This is a genomic window from Streptomyces sp. WG5, from assembly GCF_049974565.1.
Classification (GTDB): Bacteria; Actinomycetota; Actinomycetes; order Streptomycetales; family Streptomycetaceae; genus Streptomyces.
The window spans coordinates 139,631-160,530 of the sequence record NZ_JBNGGC010000015.1; the positions used below are offsets into that span (position 1 = coordinate 139,631).

Consider the following 20,900-nt stretch of genomic DNA (forward strand, 5'->3'; position numbering starts at 1 on the left):
GACCGAACCGGAGACCGGAGCCCGTGCAGCCGCTGCGCGGAATCACCGTCGTCTCACTCGAACAGGCGATCGCCGCTCCCTGCGCCGGCCGTCAGCTGGCCGACCTCGGCGCGCGCGTGATCAAGGTGGAGCGTCCCGGGACGGGTGGTTTCGCCCGCTCCTACGACAGCCGTGTCGCGGAGGGTGTGGCGTGACCGGCCGTGCCGCCGGTCACCGGCTCGGCGGCCCTTCCTTCCCGCCCTTCCGGGCGACGGCGAAGACGCGGCGGAAGGGGAACGGCGTGCCGTGCGCCCCGGCGGGGTAGGCGGCGCGCAGCACGGTCCGGTACTCCTCGACGAACGCGTCGCGGGCCTCGGGGTCGTCGTCGAGCGCGGTGAGTACAGGCCGCAGGCCCGTCCCCTTCACCCAGTCCAGTACGGCGTCCTCGCCGGGCAGCAGGTGGACGTACGTCGTCTCCCACACGTCGGCGGTGCAGCCGGCGGCGGTGAGGTGGGCGAGGTAGGCCTCGGGGGTGAGGACGGCGTCGTCGTGGCGCAGGACGCCGGCGAGGTGGTTCCGCCAGCGCGGGGAGTGGGCGAGTTCGCGCATCAGGCGGTGGCTGGGGGCGTCGAAGTTGCCGGGTACCTGGAAGGCGAGGGTGCCGCCGGGGGCAAGACGGTCGGTCCAGTCGGGGAAGCGCTCGACGTGGTGGGGGATCCACTGGAGGGTGGCGTTGCTGACGAGGAGGTCGTACGGCTCGTCGGGGGTCCAGGTGCGGGCGTCGGCCGGGGCGAAGTCGAGGTGGCCGCCGCCGGGTGTGGGGCCGGCGTGCTCCTGGGCCCGTTCGAGCATCTGGGGCGAGTTGTCGTAGCCGGTGATGCGGGCGGTGGGCCAGCGGTCGGCGAGCAGGACGGTGACGTTGCCGGGGCCGCAGCCGAGGTCGGCGATGCGGGGCGGGTCGCCGGGCAGGTCGGGGACGCGGGAGAGGAGGTCGCCGAAGGGGCGGGCCCGTGGGCCTGCGTGGCGGAGGTACTGGGCGGGGTCCCAGGTGGGGGCGGTGGCGGGCATGGGGGCCTCCAGGATGCCGGTGGTCCGGGCCGGGTACCCAGCGTCACCCGGAGACTCTCTCGTCGTCAAGACAGTTGACATCAAGAGACTTCACATCGACACAACCACTACACTGATCGTCATGGAGGACGAGGTCGATCGGCTGGTCGCAGCGTGGCGCCGGGAGCGCCCGGACCTCGACGTGGAACCGCTCGAGGTGCTGAGCCGGGTCAGCAGGCTCGCCCGGCACCTGGACCGCGCACGCCGCCTGGCCTTCTCGGAACACCATCTGGAGCCGTGGGAGTTCGACGTCCTGACGGCGCTGCGCCGCGCGGGCACCCCGTACCAGCTCTCGCCGGGGCAGCTCCTCACCCAGACTCTGGTCACCTCGGGCACGATGACCAACCGTATCGACCGCCTGGCCAAGAAGGGCCTGGTGGAGCGTCTGCCCGACCCGAGCGACCGGCGCGGCGTACTGGTCCGGCTCACGGACGAGGGCCGCGACCGCGCCGACCAGTCGCTGGCGGGCCTGCTCGCCCAGGAGCGCGCCATCCTGGCCGAACTCTCCCGCGCCCAGCGGGGCGAACTGGCCGCGCTGCTACGCCAACTGACCGCCCCGTTCGACAACATCCCCGGTTAGGTCCGCCGGACCCACCCCGGCCCTCCTGGCGAGCGCCACGGCGGCGAGGGTGGAGTGGACGCCCAGCTTGCCGAGGACGTTCTGCATGTGGGTCCGCACGGTGTGCGGGGACAGGTACAGCCGCTCGGCGACGGCCTTGCGCCCGAGCCCGGCGACCATGCAGCGCAGCACCTCCCGCTCCCGCGGGGTCAGCGACTCCACCAGCCGTTCGCTCTCGGTGCGGTGCTTGCGGGCGGCGGTCAGTTCGCGCAGGACGCCGGTGAGCAGGGCGGGCGGCAGGTGCGTCTCGTCGCGCAGGACACCCCGTATGACGTTGAGCAGCCGCGACAGGGAGCAGTCCTTGGCCACCCACCCGGAGGCGCCGGCGCCCAGCGCGAGGGCTGCCCGCCGGGGGTCGTCCTTCTCGGCGAGGACCACGGTCCGTACGCCCGGCTGCCCCGCTCGCACCCCGGCGACCAGCGAGATGCCGTCGACCAGCCCGTCCTCGTTGCCGTCCCGTACGGGCACGGCGGCCGGCCGTGCGCCGGGCGCGTGGCCCCCCAGGTCGGCGTCGACGAGCAGCACGTCGTACCGCCGCCCCTCGGACGCGGCCCGCTCCAGGCAGCGCAGCGCGGCCGGGCCGCTGCCCGCCGCGGAGACGTCGACGTCGGGCTCGGCGGCCAGGGCGGCGGCGAGCGACTCGGCGAAGATCCGGTGGTCATCGACGACCAGGACTCGGATACGAACCACGAAACCCCCTCCCCCACGCTCCTGGAGGAGCAGGGGATCACCCATCGTCTGTCCATCCTCGGAAGACGACACCGGCACGGGTACGACGCCCGAAGCCCCGTATCCAGCTGTGCACTCGGTACTCCGGGACAGGTCGCCGCAGCCGCACGGCCGCCGCCGTGCACTGATCGCTACCCCCGCCCCGGGCGCCGTACCCGGCTGTCTCGCCCCCTGAACGGCACCGGCCCCCACCGATGCTGCTCATCAGAGTACGGGCGGGCGCCGGGAGCGGAAGGCTATTTGCAGAACTGACAGCCCGGCGCGTTTATGGTGAGCCGCATGTTTCGTCTTGTGACAGAAGTCGACAAAGCACGGCGTGATCTGCTGCGCACCCGCCTGCGGGAGACGAACACGGCGGCCTCCCCCATCCTGCGGTCACTGCGCGGCACCCCTCACGAACGCGAATTCCCGCTGCACGTCTGGGCGCTGGACGAGACCGGCGGCCTGGCGGGCGGCCTGGTCGGCCACACCTGGGCGAGCTGGCTGCACGTGACGTACCTGTGGGTGGACGACCGGTGCCGGGGCGCGGGCCTGGGGTCGGCCCTGCTGGCGGAGGCGGAGCGAGGCGCTCGCGAGGAACGGGGCTGCGCGGCGTCCCGCGTGGAGACCTGGGACTTCCAGGCACCGGCCTTCTACACGGGACACGGCTACGAGGTGGTGTGCGTGATTCCCGACTATCCGCCGGGGATCACGGAGTACACGCTGACCAAGCGGCTGAGCCGGCAGTCGGCCTGAGGCGTTCAGAACGCGTCGAGCGCGTCCGGGGTGACGTCGATGTCGATGTCGTACGGCACGCCGAGCTTGAGCAGCTCGCGAGGGGTGCCGGTCAGGTCGTACGTCTTGGAGACGGGGTCGAGTCCGTGGACCCGGACCACCGGGTGCTTGCCGGCACCGCCGCCGGGGCGGCAGCACCGGGCTCCGGTACCGCCGCCCGCGGCTTCACCCCACCCGCCGCGCCCCCGCCGAAGGCACCGCCTCGAACACCCGGGGCGCCGTGAAGCCCGCCGAAGCGAACGCCTCCTCCACCGCCTTCGTGATGGCGTCCACGTCGGCCGCCTCCGTCAGGACGATCGCCGAGCCGCCGAAGCCGCCGCCCGTCATGCGGGCGCCGAGGGCGCCGGAGGCGAGGGCGGTGTCGACGACCAGGTCGAGTTCGGGGCAGGAGATGCGGAAGTCGTCGCGGAGGGAGGTGTGGCCCTCGACGAGGACGGGGCCGATGGCGCGGGTGTCGCCGGACTCCAGCAGGGACACGACGCGTTCGACGCGCTCGTCCTCCGTGACGACGTGCCGGACCAGGCGGCGTACCTCCTCGTCGTCGGCCAGGCGCTCCAGGGCCGCGTCGAGCTCCCCGTAGGCCACGTCGCGCAGTGCGTTGACGCCGAGCAGCGCGGCGCCCTTCTCGCAGCCCGCGCGGCGTTTGCCGTACTCGCCCTCGCTGTGGGAGTGCTTGACCTGGGTGTCGACGACGAGGAGGCGCATGCCCTCGGCGGCGAGGTCGAAGGGGATCTGGCGCTGGGAGAGGTCGCGGGTGTCGAGGAAGAGGGCGTGCCCGGCCTCGCAGCACGCCGAGGCGGTCTGGTCCATGATGCCGACGGGGGCGCCGACGTAGATGTTCTCGGCGCGCTGGCAGAGGCGGGCCAGCTGCCAGCCGCGCAGGCCGAGGGAGTAGAGGTCGTTCAGGGCGAGGGCGACGACGATCTCCAGGGCCGCCGAGGAGGACAGGCCCGCGCCGGACGGGACCGTGGACGCCAGGTGGATGTCGGCGCCGGTCAGCTCGTGGCCGGCCTCGCGCAGCGCCCAGACGACGCCCGAGGGGTACGCGGTCCAGGACCGGTCCGCCTCGGGGGTGAGGTCCGCGACGCGCAGCTCGACGGGGCCGGCCGCGATGTCCGCCGAGTGCAGGCGCAGGACGCCGTCGTCGCGCCGGGAGACCGCCGCGACCGCGGTGTGCGGCAGGGCGAACGGCATGACGAAGCCGTCGTTGTAGTCGGTGTGCTCGCCGATGAGGTTGACCCGGCCCGGCGCCGCCCACACCCCCTCGGGCTCCGATCCGTACAGCTCCCGGAACCGCTCGCCGACAGCTGCTGCGACAGCCTCGCTCATGCCCTGACCCCTCGCCCTTTTCCGTACCTACGGTCTACTTCGCGCGCTGCTGCGCGAACTCCCACGCGTCCGCCACGATCCCCGCGAGGTCCGCGCGCGACGGGTTCCAGCCCAGTTTCTCGCGGGCCGTGTCCGCCGAGGCGACCAGGACCGCCGGGTCGCCGCCCCGGCGGGGGGCCACGACCTCGGGGATCGGGTGGCCGGTGACCTGGCGGACGGTCTCGACGACCTCGCGGACGGAGAAGCCGTTGCCGTTGCCCAGGTTGCAGATGAGGTGCTCGCCGGGGGCGGCCGCGTCGAGGGCGAGCAGGTGGGCGTCGGCCAGGTCGGCGACGTGGATGTAGTCGCGGACGCAGGTGCCGTCGGGCGTCGGGTAGTCGTCGCCGTAGACGGAGATCGCCTCGCGCCTGCCCTGGGCCACCTGGAGGACCAGCGGGATGAGGTGGGACTCGGGGTCGTGGCGCTCGCCGTACTGGCCGTACGCGCCCGCGACGTTGAAGTAGCGCAGCGACACCGCGCCCAGGCCGTGGGCCGCCGCCTCGCCGGTGATCATGTGGTCGACGGCGAGCTTGGACGCGCCGTACGGGTTGGTGGGCTTCGTCGGCGCGGTCTCGACGATCGGGACCTGGTCCGGCTCGCCGTAGGTGGCGGCCGTGGAGGAGAAGACGAGGCGGGTCACGCCCGCCGTGCGCATCGCCTCCAGCAGGGCCATGGTGCCGCCGACGTTGTTGTCCCAGTACTTCTCGGGCTTCACGACCGACTCGCCGACCTGCGAGAAGGCGGCGAAGTGCAGGACGCCGTCGTACGACGGGTCCAGCCACTTGGCGGCGTCGCGGATGTCGCCCTCGATGAACGAGGCACCCGCCGGTACCCCCTCGCGGAAGCCCGTCGAGAGGTTGTCGAGGACGACGACCTCGTGGCCGGCCTCCAGCAGATGCTGGGCGACCACACTGCCGACGTAACCGGCCCCGCCCGTCACCAGGTACTTCCCGCTCATGAACTCGCTACCTCTCGCAGTCGCTCGGCCGCGCGCTCCGGGGGCACGTCGTTGATGAACACGTTCATGCCGGACTCGGAGCCCGCGAGGAACTTCAGCTTGCCCGATGTCCGGCGAATGGTGAAAAGCTCGAGGTGCAGCGCGAAGTCGTCCCGCGTCACGCCCTCGAAGTCCTCCAGCTGCCCGAACGGGGCCTGGTGCCAGGCCGCGATGTACGGCGTCGGAGGCTCACCGGTGCCGAAGATCCGGTCGAAGCGCCTCAAGAGTTCCAGATAGACCTGGGGGAACTCTGTGCGGGCCGCCTCGTCGAGCCCGAGCAGGTCGGGCACCCGGCGCTTGGGGTAGAGGTGCACCTCGTACGGCCAGTGCGCGGCGTACGGCACGAAGGCGGCCCAGTGCTCGCTCTCCAGGACGACCCGCTCACCGGCCAGCTCCTCGGCCAGGACCGTGTCGAACAGGTTCTCCCCGCCCGTCGCCTCCTTGTGCGCGGCGAGTGAGCGGAGCATCAGGGCGGTGCGGGGGGTGGTGAACGGGTAGGCGTAGATCTGCCCGTGCGGGTGGCCCAGCGTCACGCCGATCTCGGCGCCCCGGTTCTCGAAGCAGAACACCTGCTCGACGGAGGGCAGGTGGGAGAGCTCCGCCGTGCGGTCCGTCCAGGCGTCCAGCACCAGGCGGGCCTGCTCCTCGCTCAGGTCGGCGAAGGAGGCGTTGTGGTCGGAGGTGAAGCAGACGACCTCGCAGCGGCCGGAGTCGCCGGCCAGCGAGGGGAAGCGGTTCTCGAAGACCACCACGTCGTACGACGAGTCCGGGATCTCGCTCAGCCGCTCGCCCTGCGAGGGGCACAGGGGGCATTCGTCGGCCGGCGGGTGGTAGGTGCGGCCCTGGCGGTGCGAGGCGACGGCGACCGAGTCGCCGAGCAGCGGGTCGCGGCGGACCTCGGAGGTGGTGACGGTCCGCTCCAGCGGACGGCGGTCCACGGCGTCCCGCACGGTGTCGTCGCGCAGGTCGTAGTGGACGAGCTCGCGACCGTCGGCCAGCCGGGTCGAGGTCTTCTTCACTGCCGGACTCCTCTACACCTGCATCCGCACGCAACCACTCCAACACAATCAAACATAACACGTCACAACTCACCAGCCAGGCCGATCATCACAATCAAACAAAGAACATCACCAGAAGTGTTCAATTACTGAACGCGGAGGCGTAGGTTCCGCTGGGATCAGTTCGCGCAACGAAGCGAGTTCGCATGCATACCCCCACATACCTAGCCGCGGAGCTTCGACTCCCCACCAACTGGCTCGACTACTCGATCCTCGGGATCTACTTCGTCGTCGTGCTCGGCATCGGCTTCGCCGCCCGGCGTTCGGTCAGGACCAGCCTGGACTTCTTCCTGTCCGGCCGCTCGCTGCCCGCCTGGGTCACCGGCCTCGCGTTCGTCGCGGCCAACCTGGGCGCCACCGAGATCCTCGGCATGGCCGCCAACAGCGCCCAGTACGGCGTCTACACGACCCACTGGTACTGGATCGGCGCCATCCCGGCGATGGTCTTCCTCGGCCTGGTGATGATGCCGTTCTACTACGGCTCGAAGGTCCGCTCGGTCCCGGAGTTCCTCCTCCTCCGCTTCGACAAGGCGTCACACCTCCTGAGCTCGGCCCTGTTCGCGGTCGCCGCCATCCTGATCGCCGGGGTGAACCTCTACGCCCTCGCGATCGTCGTCGAGGCACTGCTGGGCTGGCCCCAGTGGGTGGCCATCGTGGTCGCCGGCTTCTTCGTCCTGGCGTACATCACCCTGGGCGGCCTGTCCTCGGCGATCTACAACGAGGTCCTCCAGTTCTTCGTGATCCTGGCCGGCCTCATCCCGATCACCGTCCTGGGCCTGAAGAAGGTCGGCGGCTGGGACGGCCTGTCCGACTCCCTCACCCAGACCCGCGGGGCCGACTTCATGACCTCGTGGGGCGGCACGGGCATCGGCAGCGACAACCCGCTGGGCGCCAACTGGCTGACCATCGTGCTCGGTCTCGGCTTCGTCCTCTCCTTCGGCTACTGGACGACCAACTTCGCCGAGGTGCAGCGCGCCCTGTCGGCGAAGAACCTCTCGGCGGCCAAGCGCACGCCGCTGATCGCCGCCTTCCCGAAGATCTTCATCGTCTTCGTCGTGATGATCCCGGGCCTGGTCGCCGCCGTCCTCGTCCCGAAGATCGGCACGCCCGGCTCGGACCTCCAGTACAACGACGCGATCCCGTACCTGATGCAGCAGCTGCTGCCCAACGGCGTCCTCGGCATCGCGGTGACCGGCCTGCTGGCCGCCTTCATGGCGGGCATGGCGGCGAACATCTCCTCCTTCAACACGGTCTTCACCACCGACATCTGGGCGAAGTACGTCGTGAAGGACCGCGAGGACGACTACTACGTCCGCTTCGGCCGCCTGATCACGGTCATCGGCGTGCTGGCCTCGATCGGCACGGCCTTCCTGGCGTCGTCGTTCTCGAACATCATGAGCTACCTCCAGACGCTGTTCTCCTTCTTCAACGTGCCGATGTTCGTGGTCTTCATCATCGGCATGTTCTGGAAGCGGGCCTCCATGAAGTCCGGCTTCTGGGGCCTGATCGCGGGCACCACCGCCGCGATGGTGAACTACTTCGTCATCTACAAGCAGGGCATCATCGACATCCCCTCCGACCAGGGCGCCAACTTCGTCTCCTCGATCGCGGGCTTCGTCGCCGGCGCGGTGGTCATGGTCGCCGTCTCCCTGTTCACCGAGCCGAAGCCGGTCGCCGAACTGCAGGGCCTGGTCTACGGCACCACCTCCCCCGGCATGTCCGAGGCACCCGCCGAGGGCGACGACGCGTGGTACCGCAAGCCGGCCCTGCTGGGCTGGGGGGCGGTCGTCCTGGCCGCCGCCTGCTACGTCCCGTTCTCGTTCTGATCGCGGAAGGATTGAGAGAGCATGTCTGATTCCTACTCCGAGAAGAACGTCCACGACGAGGTCTCCGAGCTGGAGACCAAGTCCGTCACGGCCGCGCGGCTGTTCGACATCCGGCGGATCATCGGCGGGCTGTTCGTGGTCTACGGCGTCATCGTGACGATCGCGGGCCTCGTGGCGTCCGACGACGACATCGACAAGGCGCAGGGGGTGAACATCAACCTCTGGACCGGGCTGGGGATGCTGGTGCTGGGACTGTTCTTCCTGGCATGGCTGAGGCTGCGTCCCACGGCCCCGCCGCCGCCCTCCGCCGAGGAGGGGCCGGGGGAGTGACGCGGGTGCCGTGAGCGGCGCCGGGGTGCGCTGCCGGGCGTGGGGCGGACGTCGGGTGGGCCCAGCGGGATGCCGCTCGGCCCGCCCCACACCCCCGCCGCGGCGGGACGGCGCACCCCGCGCGGACGGACGGCTGCGTACGGCGGGGAGGAGCCGTGTCGGCGGGTCCGCCCGCGCAGGCCGCCGCAGGCACCCCGGCCGTTCGACCGCCGCGGGCACCCCACCCGCTCAGCCGCCGGAGGCACCCGCCCGGTCCAGCAGCCCCGTCCGCGCGGCCAGTGCCGCCGCCTCCAGGCGGGAGCCCACGCCGAGCTTCATCAGCACGCGCTGGACGTGCGTACGCGCCGTGGACGGGGCGATCCCCATACCCGCCGCGATCAGGCGCGTGTCGTCCCCCTCGGCGACCCTGACCAGGACCTCCACCTCCCGGGGCGTCAGCATCTGGAGCAGCCGCTGCCCCTCGTCGTCGGGCTGGGCCGCCGGATTCAGCAGCTCACCGAAGGCGCCCTGCAACAGCGACGGCGCCACCGCCACCTCCCCGGCCCGCGCCTTCATGATCGACCGCTCGACGCCCCCGATCCGCTCGTCGTGCCGGACGTACCCCGAGGCACCCGCCGCGAACGCCGCCGCGATCCCGCGAGGGTTCGGCACCGGTCCCAGTACCAGCACCGCCACCTGCGGACGCTCCCGCTTGATCCGCACCACCGGGTCGAACCGCCCCGGCTCGGCCGGTGTCGCCGTCCCCAGCAGGCACACCTCCGGCGCCCGGCTGATCACCAGCTCCGCCGCACCCGCGGCCGGCGCCGCCGCGGCGAGCACCCGGTGCCCGCGCAGCTTCAGCGCCGAGGCCAGCGCCTCGGCGAGCAATCGGTGATCGTCGACCACCATGAGCCGTACTCCCATAGAGCAACCCCCCAGTCACCCGGACCCCCGGCACGGCCTGCGAAGGCCCACGGCTCCCCGCCCGCGGCCCCGCCCCGACCCCGCCCTCCATGCCCCCGGAAGCTACACGCTAGTCCGACGTCGCGCTGCCCCTACCGGTGATAACTGCCCCGGATCGCCGAAATCCCCCGCAATACGGCCCCGTCCCTGAACAGGAACGGGGCCGCGGGGGGATCTCCCGGCGGAACGCCGGGCGGGCTCTGCGGACTCTGCGGACTCAGCCGCTGGTGCCGAACGCGATCACCAGGTACTCCTTCTCGTCGGGGTTGACCGGCTCACTGGCGTACACCTCCGCCATGTACAGGTGCCCCTGCGTGTAGAGGATCTCGGAGTACTCCGGCGACATGCCGGCCTCCACGTCCCGCACCGCCTCGGTCGCCGGGTTCTCCAGCAGCTTGGTCTGCTTGAAGGTCCCCCCGTCGATGCTCACGATCTGGCCGCCCTTGTCGTACGGCGGGCGCTTGTACGCGATCACGTTGGCACCGTCCATGCGGAGCGGGGTGATCGTGTAGTCGACGCCGGCGTCGGCGCGCTGCCCGGTCTGCTTCCCGGTGGCCAGGTCGAAGGCGACGATCTCGTTGGTACGGCTGTACGACTCGCCGCCGCTCTCGTGCTCCTCCGTCGGGATGTAGAGCCGGTCGTTGCCGACCGCGAGCCCCGAGCAGTGCTCGACCTCCGTGATGCCGTCGCACTCGGCCGCGAACTGATCGCCCGGCGCAAGGATGCGGGCGCGCAGCTTGCCGGTCTTGTTGTCGATGGAGAAGAAGTCCGAGATACCGCTGCCGTCACCGGCGGACTTGCCGACGTCGGCGGCCACGACCAGCGGGTTCGTCGACACGACGCTCGCGTACTCGATGCCCTTGGCCATCGGGTACTCGGAGATCACCTTCCCGCTCTTCGGGTCGATGGTCTGGATCTTCAGCTCCTGGGCGTCGTACGGGCCGCACCTGCGCACCGCGACCAGCTTCTCGCCGCCGCCGTAGCCCGCGTCCTGGCAGGTGTCGGTCGTCTTCGGGGACCACAGGACGGTGCCCTTGGCGATGTCCCAGGCGACGCCGCCGTCATTGCTGCCGGCGGCGACGGTGCCTCCGCTGATGGTGACGTTGTTGAAGGAGATCGGCTGGTCACCGGCGGTCTTCGTCCACAGCGTCCTGCCCGCGTCCAGGTCGATCAGCGCGACCTGGGAGCAGCCGTGCGAGCGCTCCGCCTTGGTCGGCATGGCGGGCTGGTGGACGATGACCGTCTTGTTGTCGTCGGTGACGTGCCGGCCGGCCGTGCAGACGGGGCCGGCGAGCTTGATCGTCCACTTCTTGCTGCCCTTGTCGGGGTCGTAGCCGACGATCTCGGCGATGCCGCTCTTGGCGTACACCTTGTCGGTGAGCCACGAGCCGGAGACGTCGACGCTGTCGTCCTCCTTGCTCACCGCGGGCGCGGGGACCTGGAAGAGCACCTTGGAGGCGGGGTCGGCGGGCACCTTCTCCTCGCCCCCGGAGGACGTGCCGCCCCCGCCGCCCTTCTCGTCGGTGCCGCCCTCGCCGCCGTTGCCGCCGGAGGAGGTCGCGGTGTCGTTCTTGTCGTCGTCCTTGCCGGCGGAGTCCGCGTACCAGACACCGCCGCCGATGATCAGCGCGATCGCCACGACGGCCGACACGATGATCGCCACCTGCGAGTTGATCTTCCGGCCGCCGCCCGGCGCGCCGGCCTGAGCCTGCATCGGCACGGTCGCCTGCGGGTAGCCGTAGCCGGGCTGCCCCGGGTGACCGGGCTGCCCCGGCTGGCCGTACGGCGGCGTCGGCTGCCCGTAGGGCCCGGGCTGCTGCGGCTGCGTCTGCGGCTGCCCGTACGGGCCGGGCTGCTGGCCGGGATAGCCGTACCCGGGCTGGGGCTGCGGCGGGGCCTGCGGATATCCGTACCCCGGCTGCGGCGGCCCCACCGGCGGGGCCGCGGGCGCCTGCGGCGGCGTGTGCGGGTAGCCGTAGCCCGGCTCGGGGGGCCCGCCGGGGTTCGGCGCCCCGCCCGCGGGCGGGACCGGCGGCTGCGGCGGTTCGTTCTGCGGCGGGCCGAAGCCTCCCCCCTGCGGGGGCTGGTGGGACGGCGGGGGCGGCGGCTGGGTCATGACGTGAGTACCTCGGAAAACGGAGACGACGGGGACGGCCGGGCGGGCCCGCCGGAGCGGGCGGAGCGCACCGGACGGGCGGAGCCGGCCAAGCTGAAGGAGCGGGCGAAGAAGGTCACTTGCCGAAGGCGAGCATCAACTTCTCCTTCGATTCGTCGTTTCCGGTCAGGCGGGTGCTGGAGATGTAGAACCGCCCGTCGACCCAGTCGATGTCCTTGGAGTAGAAGCTTCTCTCGATGTCCGCCACGCCCTGCGGGTTCTGCATCAGCTTGGCCGGCGTGTGGCTGCTGCCGCCGGTCGCGATCGACACGACCTGGCCGCCCGCCTCGTAGGACGGCTGCACGTAGGCGATGAGCTGGTCGCCCTCGACCTTCATCGGAATCATCGTCTCGTCCGCGGGGGACTTCGCGCGCCACTTCTCCTTGCCGGAGGCGAGGTCGATCGCGACGATCTCGTTGGCGCCGCCGGTCGCCTCGGTCGGCAGGTAGAGCGTGCCCGCGGCGACGACGACGCCCGCACAGCCCTGGAGGTCGCGGTCGAGGATGGCCCAGCCGCACTCGGGGGCGAAGTCCTCCTGGACGCCGACCTGCTGGAGGATCGTGCCCTTGGCGGTGAAGGTGGAGATGTTCCAGACCTTCTTGTCCTCGTTGGTGGCGTAGACGACGAGCGGGTCGACGGAGTAGGTGCGCTCGACCCGCCAGCCCTTCCCGTACTTGTAGGTCCACAGGACCTTGCCGGTCTTCGGGTCGAGGCCCTGCACCTCGTCGTGCTCGTTGTTGCCGCCGGCGCCGCAGGAGGCGACCTGGACGATCGCCTTCGGTCCGGACGCGAAGCCGGCGGGGAAGCAGGCGTCGCCGTACCGCTTCTTGTCGTAGAGCTTCTTGCCGCTGGTGACGTCGTAGGCGGTGCCGGACTGGGAACGGCCGACCATCAGGATGTTGCCGCTGACGTTCAGCTCGACGGAGAGGGTGGTGTCGAAGAGTTCGCCGTCCTCGACCTCCTCCTTCCAGCCCTTCGCTCCGGTGGCGAGGTCGATCTCCTGCAACTGGTTGCACTTGGCGCGGTCGCTGGAGCCGCTCATGTAGGCGACGACAATCTTGTCGGCGGCCGTCTTCTCCGGGGTGACGGCGCAGATCCTCTCCGGGAAGGCGATCGGGTCCCAAGAGGGCTTGCCGTCACCGACGTCGTAGGCGAGGAGCTGCTTGTACGCCGCCTTCACCGCGGTCTTGCCGGTGATCCACATGCCGGGGGCGTCGGCGCCGGAACCGGGGGCGTCGGGCGCCTCCTTGTACCAGAGCACCTTGGACTCGCCCGCCCGGCGGCCCTCGTTGAGGTCCTCGGGGTCCTCGGCGCCGTCGCCGCGGCCGTCACCGGAATCGATCGGCGCGTCGCCGGAACCGGAGGGCTTGGGATCGTCGCTCTTGCCGGCGACGGGCTTCTCGTCCTTGTCGTCGCCGCTGTTCGCGGTGACCGCCCACACGCCGCCGCCGATGACGAGCAGGGCCGCGACAGCGGCGCCTACGGCGAGGGCGGGCTTGCCCTTGAAGGGGTTGCGGGACCCGGAGCCGCCGGGCGGCGGGGTGCCGGGGGCGCCCGGGAACTGCGGCTGCGGATAGCCGTAACCGGGCTGTCCGCCGTACGGGCCCGGCTGCTGCGGCTGGGCGTACGGCCCTGAGCCGTACGGACCGGGCTGCGCGTACGGCCCCGGCTGACCGGGCTGTCCCGGCTGCGGCTGCTGGGGGTAGCCGTATCCCGGCTGCGGCGGCGCCTGCTGCGGGTAGCCGTACCCCGGCTGCGGCGGCGGACCGGACGGCGGGCCCTGAGGGGCCGGTGCCCCGAAGCCTCCTGGCGGTGGATCCTGCGGTGCTCCGAAGCCACCCGGCTGCGGCGGCTGATTGGGCGGCTGGCTCATCAGCGCGTTCCCCCTTATAGCTACTGATTTCTAGCCACGATCCGAGGTACGCGCTGGCCTCGGGGTCGTCGAACGGCAGTCACTAGACAGTTCTCGGACGGCCTTTCTATCACCGGACCGGACGGCACACCGGGCCGCGCCCTCCCCTGTACCCAAGGGAGGACCGGCCCGTGATGCCTCTGTTACGCGCCTTCACGCCCTCTTCACGCGTCGCGCGCCCCGCCTGCGAAGGGTCAGGCGTCCTCCGCCAGTTCCAGCCAACGCATCTCCAGCTCCTCGCGCTGGCCGGCCAGTTCGCGCAGCTCGGTGTCCAGTTCGGCCACCTTCGCGAAGTCGGTGGCGTTCTCGGCGATCCGCGCGTGCAGCTTGGCCTCCTTCTCGGAGACCTTGTCCAGCTGCCGTTCGATCTTCTGCAGCTCCTTCTTGGCGGCACGCACGTCGGCGGCGCTCTTCTCGGGCACCTCCGCGGCCGGCTTCGCCGCTGCCGCCGGGGCGTTGGCCGCGGCGGCCTCCTCCATCCGCTTCCGCCGCTCCAGGTACTCGTCGATGCCGCGCGGCAGCATCCGCAGGGCGCCGTCGCCGAGGAGGGCGAAGACCCGGTCGGTGGTGCGCTCGACGAAGAACCGGTCGTGGGAGATGACGATCATCGACCCGGGCCAGCCGTCGAGCACGTCCTCCAGCTGGGTCAGGGTCTCGATGTCGAGGTCGTTGGTGGGCTCGTCGAGGAAGAGGACGTTGGGCTCGTCCATGAGGAGGCGGAGCAGCTGGAGCCGCCGCCGCTCACCGCCGGACAGGTCACCGACCGGCGTCCACTGCTTCTCCTTGCCGAAGCCGAACGTCTCGCACAGCTGCCCGGCGGTCATCTCGCGGCCCTTGCCGAGGTCGACGCGCTCACGGACGCGCTGCACGGCCTCCAGCACCCGCCAGGTGGGGTCGAGCTCGGCGACCTCCTGGGACAGGTAGGCCAGCTTGACGGTCCTGCCGACCTTGACGTGCCCGCCCGCGGGCTGCTGCTCCCCGTCGCTGAACGCGGCGTTCGCGAGGTCCCGCAGCAGGGAGGTCTTGCCGGCGCCGTTGACGCCGACGAGGCCGATGCGGTCGCCGGGGCCGAGCTGCCAGGTGACGTGCTTGAGCAGCACCTTGGGACCGGCCTGGACGGTCACGTCCTCCAGGTCGAACACGGTCTTGCCGAGCCGGGACGACGCGAACTTCATCAGCTCGCTGCTGTCCCGGGGCGGCGGCACGTCCGCGATCAGCTCGTTGGCGGCCTCGACGCGGAAGCGCGGCTTGGAGGTGCGTGCGGGGGCGCCGCGCCGCAGCCAGGCCAGCTCCTTGCGGACCAGGTTCTGCCGCTTGGTCTCCTCGGTGGCGGCGATGCGCTCGCGCTCCGCGCGGGCGAAGACGTAGTCGGAGTAGCCGCCCTCGTACTCGAAGACGTCACCGCGCTGCACGTCCCACATGCGGGTGCAGACCTGGTCGAGGAACCACCGGTCGTGGGTCACGCACACGAGGGCGGAACGCCGCTCGCGCAGGTGCCCGGCGAGCCAGGCGATGCCCTCGACGTCGAGGTGGTTGGTGGGCTCGTCGAGGACGATCAGGTCCTGTTCGTCGATGAGCAGCTTGGCGAGCGCGATCCGGCGCCGCTCACCGCCGGAGAGCGGGCCGATGACGGTGTCCAGGCCCTGCGGGAAGCCCGGCATGTCGAGCCCGCCGAACAGCCCCGTCAGCACGTCCCTGATCTTGGCGTTGCCCGCCCACTCGTGGTCGGCGAGGTCGCCGATGACCTCGTGGCGGACGGTGGCGGTGGGGTCGAGGGAGTCGTGCTGGGTGAGGACGCCGAGGCGCAGCCCGCCGGAGTGGGTGACCCGGCCGGTGTCCGGGTCCTCCAGCTTGGCGAGCATCCGGATCATGGTCGTCTTGCCGTCGCCGTTGCGGCCGACCACCCCGATGCGGTCGCCTTCGGAGACGCCGAGGGACACGCCGTCGAGGAGTGCACGGGTGCCGTACACCTTGCTGACGTTCTCGACATTGACCAGGTTGACGGCCATTTCTCTCCTGACTGGGGGACGATCAGCCTTCCAGCGTAGGCCCTTCGGGGGGTGGGGTGACGCGGACGGGGATCGTCACTCTTTGTACTGACGTGTGTCGTATCCCCCGGTTACCGTGGAGGGCAGGCAGCAGGATCCCGTCCATGGGAGGAACCATGACCGCCGAGTCCGTAGAGCACCGCCGCCCGCGCTGGCCGGTGCCGCCCGTGGACGGTTACACCGTGGACGACCTGTTCACCCTGCCTGATCTCCCGCCGCACACCCAGCTGATCGACGGGAGCCTGGTTTTCGTGAGTCCGCAGCGCCGTTTCCACGCGAATGTGATCGACCTGCTGGTCTGGGGGCTGCGTGCGGGACTACCCGCCGAGTTCAAGGTCAGCCGGGAGATGACCACCATCCTCGACCGGCGAAACGGCCCGGAGCCCGACGTCAGTGTCATCCGCGCCGAGGCGGTCACCGGGCCGACCCAGACGAGCTACCAGGCCGAGGACGTCCTCCTCGCCGTCGAGGTCGTCTCGCCCGACTCCGAGTCCCGCGACCGCACGACCAAGCCGCAGAAGTACGCCGCCGCCGGCATCCCGAACTTCTGGCGCGTCGAGCAGGGCGGTACGGACGGCAGGCCGGTCGTCCACGTCTACGAACTCGAACCGATGACCAAAACATACGTACACATGGGCATCCACCGTGACCGCATCAAGGTCGACAGGCCTTACGTCATCGACATCGACCTGACCGCCATCGACCAGCTCTGAGCCAAGCCCATCAGACCACCGTCGCCCCCGCCGCCGCCCCCACCGCCGTACGCACGTCGCGGCACGTGCCCGACGCCCGCAGCACCCCGGCGATGTCGGACGCCGACCTGGCGTCGGCCGCGAGGAAGGCCGTCGTCGGCCCCGAGCCCGAGACCAGGGCCGCCAGCGCGCCCGCCGCCCGCCCCGCCGCGAGGGTGTCGGACAGTTCGGGGAAGAGGGACAGCGCGGCCGGCTGGAGGTCGTTGGTGACGGCGACGGCGAGCGCGGCCGGGTCGCCCTTGGCGAGGGCGTCGAGCACGGACTGCGCGGCGACCGGCTCCGGAATGTCCAGGCCCTCCCCCAGCCGGTCGAACTCGCGGAAGACGGCCGGCGTGGACAGTCCGCGCGACGCCATCGCGAACACCCAGTGGAAGTCGCCGCCGACCTCCAGCTCCGTCAGCTTCTCGCCCCGCCCGGTGCCGAGCGCGGCCCCGCCGACCAGGCTGAACGGCACGTCACTGCCCAGCTCGGCGCAGATCGCGAGCAGCTCGGCGCGCGAGGCGCCGGTGCCCCACAGGGCGTCGCAGGCGACCAGCGCGCCCGCGCAGTCCGCGCTGCCGCCCGCCATGCCGCCGGCGACGGGGATGTCCTTGGCGATGTGCAGGTGCACGTCGGGCTCGCGGCCGTAGCGCTCGGCGAGGGCGAGTGCGGCGCGGGCCGCGAGGTTGGTCCGGTCGAGGGGGACCTGGCCGGCGTCCGGGCCCTCGCAGGTGACGCGGAGTCCGCCGGCGGCCGGGGTCGCGGTGATCTCGTCGTACAGGGAGACGGCGAGGAAGACGTTGGCCAGGTCGTGGAAGCCGTCGGGGCGGGCGGCGCCGACCGCGAGCTGGACGTTGACCTTGGCGGGGACGCGGACCGTCACGCTCACTTGCTCGTCACTCCTTGTGTTCGGCGATACGCGCGAACTCTTCCACGGTCAGCGCCTCTCCGCGCGCCTGCGGCGACACGCCCGCGGCGACGAGGGCGGCCTCGGCGGCGGCGGCCGAGCCTGCCCACCCGGCGAGGGCGGCCCGCAGGGTCTTGCGGCGCTGGGCGAACGCGGCGTCGACGACGGCGAAGACCTCGCGCCTGGACGCGGTGGTCTCCAGCGGCTCGGCCCGCCGGACGAGTGACACGAGGCCGCTGTCGACGTTGGGCGCGGGCCAGAAGACGTTGCGGCCGATGGAGCCCGCCCGGCGGACCTCGGCGTACCAGTTGGCCTTCACGGACGGCACGCCGTACACCTTGTTGCCGGGTCCGGCGGCGAGCCGGTCGGCGACCTCGGCCTGCACCATCACGAGGGTGCGCTCGATCGTCGGGAAGGTGTCGAGCATGTGCAGGAGGACGGGCACGGCCACGTTGTACGGCAGGTTGGCGACCAGCGCGGTCGGGGCGGGGCCCGGCAGCTCGGTCACGTGCATCGCGTCGGAGTGGACCAGCGCGAAACGGCCGGCGCGCTCGGGCATCCGGGCGGCGACGGTGGCGGGGAGGGCGCCGGCGAGGACGTCGTCGATCTCGACGGCGGTGACCCGGTCGGCGGCCTCCAGCAGGGCCAGGGTGAGCGAGCCGAGACCCGGTCCCACCTCGACCACCACGTCGTCGGGGCGTACCTCGGCGGTGCGGACGATACGGCGGACCGTGTTGGCGTCGATGACGAAGTTCTGGCCGCGCTGCTTGGTGGGGCGTACGCCGAGGGCTGCCGCGAGTTCGCGGACGTCGGCGGGACCCAGGAGGGCGTCGGGGGTGGGGCTGCTCACCCCGCAAGGGTAGCCGGGGGCGCGGAGGCGCCGAGGAGCGCGGAGGCGTCGGGGCCGCGGGGGGTGGCCGCGAGGGGTGGCCGGGGTGTGACCGCGAGGGGTGCCGGGGTGTGGCCGCGAGGGGTGCCGGGGTGTGGCCGCGAGGGGTGCCGGGGTGTGGCCGCGAGGGCACCGCCGCTCACTCCCGCAGCCGTGCCCCGCAGTGCGGCCAGGAGTCGGCGCCACCGCGTACGTACAGCTTCTTCGCACGGTACGTCTGCTCCTCGGCCGGCGCGTCCTCCGGCCGCCCCTCGCCGCCGAGGCTGTGCCAGGTGTGGGTGTCGAACTGGTAGAGGCCCCCGTACGTCCCCGAGGGGTCGACGGCGTCCGGGCGCCCGCCCGACTCGCACGCGGCCAGGCCCTGCCAGTTCAGGTGGTCGGCGCCCCGCACGGACGTCGGCCGGGCGCGCGTGCCGACCAGCACGATCTGCGTCCTCGGTTCACGCACCACCTCGGTGCGCAGCCGGCGCGGCTTGCCCCGGACGCCGTTGACGGTGCGCAGCGCGTACGTGGTCCGCCGCAGCCCGGGCAGGCCCGTCTGCCGGACGATCTCGGTGCCCCGGTAGAGGGAGGAGTCCTCGACCCTCCGCACGGCGAACGGGATCGGGTCCTCGCGGACCTCCTCGGAGCCGGTGATCCGCAGCACCGTGACGGTCTGCCCGTCGCGGGGGAAGCCGGTCTCCGGGACGGACGTGGTGTCCTGGCCGCGCAGTGTGACCCCGGCCTCCTCGACGGCCTCGCGCACGGTCGCCGCGTTGGTGCGGATGGTGCGGGCCCTGCCGTCCGCCATGACGGTCACCACCCGTTCGGTCCGCACGTTCAGGGTGAGGCCCTCCCGTCCGATGCGCCGGGAGCCCTCGGTGGACAGGTACGCGCCCTCCGTCCGCACGCCGAGCCGCCTCAGCGCCCCCTCCACCGTCTCCGCGGTCGTCCACACCTGGCGCCGGCGGCCGTCGAGGGTGAGCAGGACGGGCCGCCCGTAGTGCACGGCGACCTCCTCGCCGCTGGTCAGCGGGGTGGCGGGCGCGGGCACGATCACGTCGTGGGTGCCCACTTCGACGCCCTCCTCCGCGAGCAGCTCGGTCACGTCGTCGGCGAAGGTGTGCAGGGTGCGGGGTGTGCCGTCGACGGTCAGCTCGACGGCCTTGTCCTCGGCGACGAAGGCGGTGGTGCCGCCCGCGAGGAACGCCAGGACCAGCGCGCGCGGCAGCAGTCGGCGCAGGGAGCCGTCCGCGCGCCCGGCGTACCGGTCCCGGCGCCGTCGCGCGGCCCGCCCGTCCCCGGGTGCGGGAGCCGCTCGCGGCGCGGGGGCCGGGGCCCGCACGGCGCCCTGCCGGGGCAGCGCGGGCCCGGTCACCTCGCGGGCGGGCCGGCAGCCGGCGTCGCCGTACGCCAGGGTCGGCGCGCCGGGCACGGCGTACGGTGCGTGCGACTCGTCGATCTGGTGGGTCTCGAAGGCCGAGAACTGCGTCCTGCTCACACCGACACGCTCCAGGGTCCGGCTCGGGCCCCCAGAACCTAGCGGAGCGGTCGTCACTATCCAAAGCGGAGCGACTACGCTGCGTGGCGAACGACGCTCAGTAACCGAAGGCGCGGGCCGTGTTCGCCGCCAGGGCGGTCGCCAGCGTGTCCTCGTCGACGCCCCGCACGCCGGCCATGGCGCGCACCGTGACCGGGATCAGGTAGGGAGCGTTGGGCCGCCCCCGGTAGGGCACCGGTGTCAGGAACGGCGCGTCGGTCTCCACGAGGACCAGTTCCAGCGGGGCCACGGCGAGGGCGTCGCGCAGGTTCTGGGCGTTCTTGAAGGTGACGTTGCCGGCGAAGGACATGTAGTACCCGGCGCGGGCGCAGATCTCGGCCATCTCCGCGTCACCGGAGTAGCAGTGGAAGACGGTGCGGTCGGGGGCGCCCTCCTCCTTGAGGACGCGCAGGACGTCGGCGTGGGCGTCGCGGTCGTGGATGACCAGCGTCTTGCCGTGCCGCTTGGCGATCTCGATGTGGGCGCGGAAGGACCTCTCCTGGGCCTCCTTGCCCTCGGGGCCGGTGCGGAAGTAGTCCAGTCCCGTCTCGCCGACGCCCTTGACCTGCGGCAGCGCGGCCAGCCGGTCGATCTCGGCGAGGGCGTCGTCGAGCGCCGCGTCCCCGCCGGGCCCGCGCGCCCCCTGCCGGGACCATCCTCCCCCAGCCCCAGGGGGCTGGGAGGTGCCCCCAGGGTCTCCGTGCACGATGCGCGGCGCCTCGTTGGGGTGCAGGGCGACGGTGGCGTGGACGGCGTCGTGCGCCGCCGCCGTCTCGGCCGCCCAGTGGGAGCCCGCGAGGTCGCAGCCGACCTGGACGACCGTGGTGACACCGGCCGACGCTGCCTTGGCGAGGCCTTCCTCCACGGTGCCCGACTGCATGTCGAGGTGGGTGTGGGAGTCGGCGACCGGCACCCGCAGGGGTTCGGGGAGCGGGGGCGCGTCGTTCTTGTCGGACCGGCCCGAGGAGGCGTTCGAAGGCATACCCCGATCCTACGAAAGGCCCCGCGGG

General features: G+C 72.0%; 19 protein-coding genes and 1 pseudogene. 6 read left to right on the forward strand and 14 right to left on the reverse strand.

The features are described 5' to 3' along the window. Positions 1-23 precede the first annotated feature (23 nt). Positions 24-176, forward strand: a pseudogene (locus ACP4IX_RS18130) (CoA transferase); the annotation flags it as partial. A 34-nt stretch (positions 177-210) separates the two neighbouring features. On the opposite strand, the gene ACP4IX_RS18135 reads toward ACP4IX_RS18130, so the two are convergent. Beyond that, positions 211-1,047: a trans-aconitate 2-methyltransferase gene (locus ACP4IX_RS18135; protein WP_426521224.1), complete on the reverse strand. Its 837-nt coding sequence runs from the start codon at positions 1,045-1,047 to the stop codon at positions 211-213. A 121-nt stretch (positions 1,048-1,168) separates the two neighbouring features. On the opposite strand from ACP4IX_RS18135, the gene tamR reads away from it, so the two are divergent. Next, positions 1,169-1,666, forward strand: a complete 498-nt coding sequence (tamR, locus tag ACP4IX_RS18140) for a MarR family transcriptional regulator TamR (RefSeq protein ID WP_351388917.1) — start codon at positions 1,169-1,171, stop codon at positions 1,664-1,666. Here tamR and ACP4IX_RS18145 read toward each other — a convergent pair. After that, positions 1,625-2,395, reverse strand: a complete 771-nt coding sequence (locus tag ACP4IX_RS18145) for a LuxR C-terminal-related transcriptional regulator (protein ID WP_426521222.1) — start codon at positions 2,393-2,395, stop codon at positions 1,625-1,627. The genes tamR and ACP4IX_RS18145 overlap by 42 nt on opposite strands. A gap of 306 nt (positions 2,396-2,701) precedes the next feature. Here ACP4IX_RS18145 and ACP4IX_RS18150 point away from each other — a divergent pair, with 306 nt between their 5' ends. Next, positions 2,702-3,169 (forward strand): GNAT family N-acetyltransferase, encoded by a 468-nt coding sequence (locus ACP4IX_RS18150; RefSeq protein ID WP_426556091.1) that lies wholly within the window; start codon positions 2,702-2,704, stop codon positions 3,167-3,169. A gap of 5 nt (positions 3,170-3,174) precedes the next feature. On the opposite strand, the gene ACP4IX_RS18155 is transcribed toward ACP4IX_RS18150, so the two are convergent. From ACP4IX_RS18155 to galT, 4 genes are all read right to left on the reverse strand, one after another. Then, positions 3,175-3,309 (reverse strand): hypothetical protein, encoded by a 135-nt coding sequence (locus ACP4IX_RS18155; protein WP_426556092.1) that lies wholly within the window; start codon positions 3,307-3,309, stop codon positions 3,175-3,177. A 64-nt stretch (positions 3,310-3,373) separates the two neighbouring features. Beyond that, positions 3,374-4,537, reverse strand: coding sequence for a galactokinase (gene galK, locus ACP4IX_RS18160; RefSeq protein WP_426556093.1), 1,164 nt, complete (start codon positions 4,535-4,537; stop codon positions 3,374-3,376). Between the two features lie 34 nt (positions 4,538-4,571). After that, positions 4,572-5,534 carry a UDP-glucose 4-epimerase GalE gene (gene galE / locus ACP4IX_RS18165; RefSeq protein ID WP_426521214.1) on the reverse strand — a complete coding sequence of 321 codons (963 nt, stop codon included), beginning with the start codon at positions 5,532-5,534 and terminating at the stop codon, positions 4,572-4,574. Further along, positions 5,531-6,592, reverse strand: coding sequence for a galactose-1-phosphate uridylyltransferase (gene galT, locus ACP4IX_RS18170; RefSeq protein ID WP_426521212.1), 1,062 nt, complete (start codon positions 6,590-6,592; stop codon positions 5,531-5,533). Before galT ends, galE begins: the two co-directional genes overlap by 4 nt. A gap of 185 nt (positions 6,593-6,777) precedes the next feature. Between galT and ACP4IX_RS18175 the strand changes: the two genes are divergently transcribed. Continuing rightward, positions 6,778-8,457, forward strand: coding sequence for a sodium:solute symporter family protein (locus ACP4IX_RS18175; protein ID WP_426521210.1), 1,680 nt, complete (start codon positions 6,778-6,780; stop codon positions 8,455-8,457). A 21-nt stretch (positions 8,458-8,478) separates the two neighbouring features. After that, positions 8,479-8,787 carry a hypothetical protein gene (locus ACP4IX_RS18180; protein ID WP_426521208.1) on the forward strand — a complete coding sequence of 103 codons (309 nt, stop codon included), beginning with the start codon at positions 8,479-8,481 and terminating at the stop codon, positions 8,785-8,787. A 228-nt stretch (positions 8,788-9,015) separates the two neighbouring features. Here the strand turns inward: ACP4IX_RS18180 and ACP4IX_RS18185 are convergent, their stop codons facing one another. From ACP4IX_RS18185 to ACP4IX_RS18200, 4 genes are all read right to left on the reverse strand, one after another. Continuing rightward, positions 9,016-9,690: a helix-turn-helix transcriptional regulator gene (locus ACP4IX_RS18185; protein WP_426556094.1), complete on the reverse strand. Its 675-nt coding sequence runs from the start codon at positions 9,688-9,690 to the stop codon at positions 9,016-9,018. A 256-nt stretch (positions 9,691-9,946) separates the two neighbouring features. Beyond that, a complete protein-coding gene (locus ACP4IX_RS18190; RefSeq protein WP_426556095.1) occupies positions 9,947-11,845 on the reverse strand; it encodes a PQQ-binding-like beta-propeller repeat protein in 1,899 nt (632 codons plus the stop codon). Between the two features lie 115 nt (positions 11,846-11,960). After that, a complete protein-coding gene (locus ACP4IX_RS18195; RefSeq protein ID WP_426556096.1) occupies positions 11,961-13,757 on the reverse strand; it encodes a PQQ-binding-like beta-propeller repeat protein in 1,797 nt (598 codons plus the stop codon). Between the two features lie 233 nt (positions 13,758-13,990). Continuing rightward, positions 13,991-15,805, reverse strand: a complete 1,815-nt coding sequence (locus ACP4IX_RS18200) for an ABC-F family ATP-binding cassette domain-containing protein (protein WP_426556097.1) — start codon at positions 15,803-15,805, stop codon at positions 13,991-13,993. 155 nt (positions 15,806-15,960) lie between these two features. Between ACP4IX_RS18200 and ACP4IX_RS18205 the strand changes: the two genes are divergently transcribed. Then, positions 15,961-16,557 (forward strand): Uma2 family endonuclease, encoded by a 597-nt coding sequence (locus ACP4IX_RS18205; protein WP_426556098.1) that lies wholly within the window; start codon positions 15,961-15,963, stop codon positions 16,555-16,557. Positions 16,558-16,567: 10 nt separating this feature from the next. On the opposite strand, the gene ACP4IX_RS18210 is transcribed toward ACP4IX_RS18205, so the two are convergent. From ACP4IX_RS18210 to ACP4IX_RS18225, 4 genes are all read right to left on the reverse strand, one after another. Then, entirely contained in the window at positions 16,568-17,464 is an 897-nt protein-coding gene (locus ACP4IX_RS18210) for a 4-(cytidine 5'-diphospho)-2-C-methyl-D-erythritol kinase (RefSeq protein WP_426556099.1), read from the reverse strand. Positions 17,465-17,471: 7 nt separating this feature from the next. Next, positions 17,472-18,332, reverse strand: coding sequence for a 16S rRNA (adenine(1518)-N(6)/adenine(1519)-N(6))-dimethyltransferase RsmA (gene rsmA / locus ACP4IX_RS18215; protein ID WP_426521194.1), 861 nt, complete (start codon positions 18,330-18,332; stop codon positions 17,472-17,474). Between the two features lie 178 nt (positions 18,333-18,510). Continuing rightward, the gene (locus ACP4IX_RS18220) at positions 18,511-19,851 is read right to left on the reverse strand and encodes a ubiquitin-like domain-containing protein (protein WP_426556100.1); all 1,341 of its coding nucleotides are present in this window, start codon (positions 19,849-19,851) and stop codon (positions 18,511-18,513) included. 97 nt (positions 19,852-19,948) lie between these two features. After that, complete coding sequence (locus tag ACP4IX_RS18225; RefSeq protein WP_426556101.1) at positions 19,949-20,872, reverse strand: TatD family hydrolase; 924 nt, start codon at positions 20,870-20,872, stop codon at positions 19,949-19,951. Positions 20,873-20,900 lie beyond the last annotated feature (28 nt).

Coding starts and splice junctions, on each gene's coding strand:
- ACP4IX_RS18135 (WP_426521224.1), bottom strand. CDS start 1,047: ATGCCCGCCACCGCCCCCACCTGGGACCCCGCCCAGTACCTCCGCCAC.
- tamR (WP_351388917.1), top strand. CDS start 1,169: ATGGAGGACGAGGTCGATCGGCTGGTCGCAGCGTGGCGCCGGGAGCGC.
- ACP4IX_RS18150 (WP_426556091.1), top strand. CDS start 2,702: ATGGTGAGCCGCATGTTTCGTCTTGTGACAGAAGTCGACAAAGCACGG.
- galK (WP_426556093.1), bottom strand. CDS start 4,537: ATGAGCGAGGCTGTCGCAGCAGCTGTCGGCGAGCGGTTCCGGGAGCTG.
- galE (WP_426521214.1), bottom strand. CDS start 5,534: ATGAGCGGGAAGTACCTGGTGACGGGCGGGGCCGGTTACGTCGGCAGT.
- ACP4IX_RS18175 (WP_426521210.1), top strand. CDS start 6,778: ATGCATACCCCCACATACCTAGCCGCGGAGCTTCGACTCCCCACCAAC.
- ACP4IX_RS18180 (WP_426521208.1), top strand. CDS start 8,479: ATGTCTGATTCCTACTCCGAGAAGAACGTCCACGACGAGGTCTCCGAG.
- ACP4IX_RS18185 (WP_426556094.1), bottom strand. CDS start 9,690: ATGGGAGTACGGCTCATGGTGGTCGACGATCACCGATTGCTCGCCGAG.
- ACP4IX_RS18190 (WP_426556095.1), bottom strand. CDS start 11,845: ATGACCCAGCCGCCGCCCCCGCCGTCCCACCAGCCCCCGCAGGGGGGA.
- ACP4IX_RS18195 (WP_426556096.1), bottom strand. CDS start 13,757: ATGAGCCAGCCGCCCAATCAGCCGCCGCAGCCGGGTGGCTTCGGAGCA.
- ACP4IX_RS18200 (WP_426556097.1), bottom strand. CDS start 15,805: ATGGCCGTCAACCTGGTCAATGTCGAGAACGTCAGCAAGGTGTACGGC.
- ACP4IX_RS18205 (WP_426556098.1), top strand. CDS start 15,961: ATGACCGCCGAGTCCGTAGAGCACCGCCGCCCGCGCTGGCCGGTGCCG.
- ACP4IX_RS18225 (WP_426556101.1), bottom strand. CDS start 20,872: ATGCCTTCGAACGCCTCCTCGGGCCGGTCCGACAAGAACGACGCGCCC.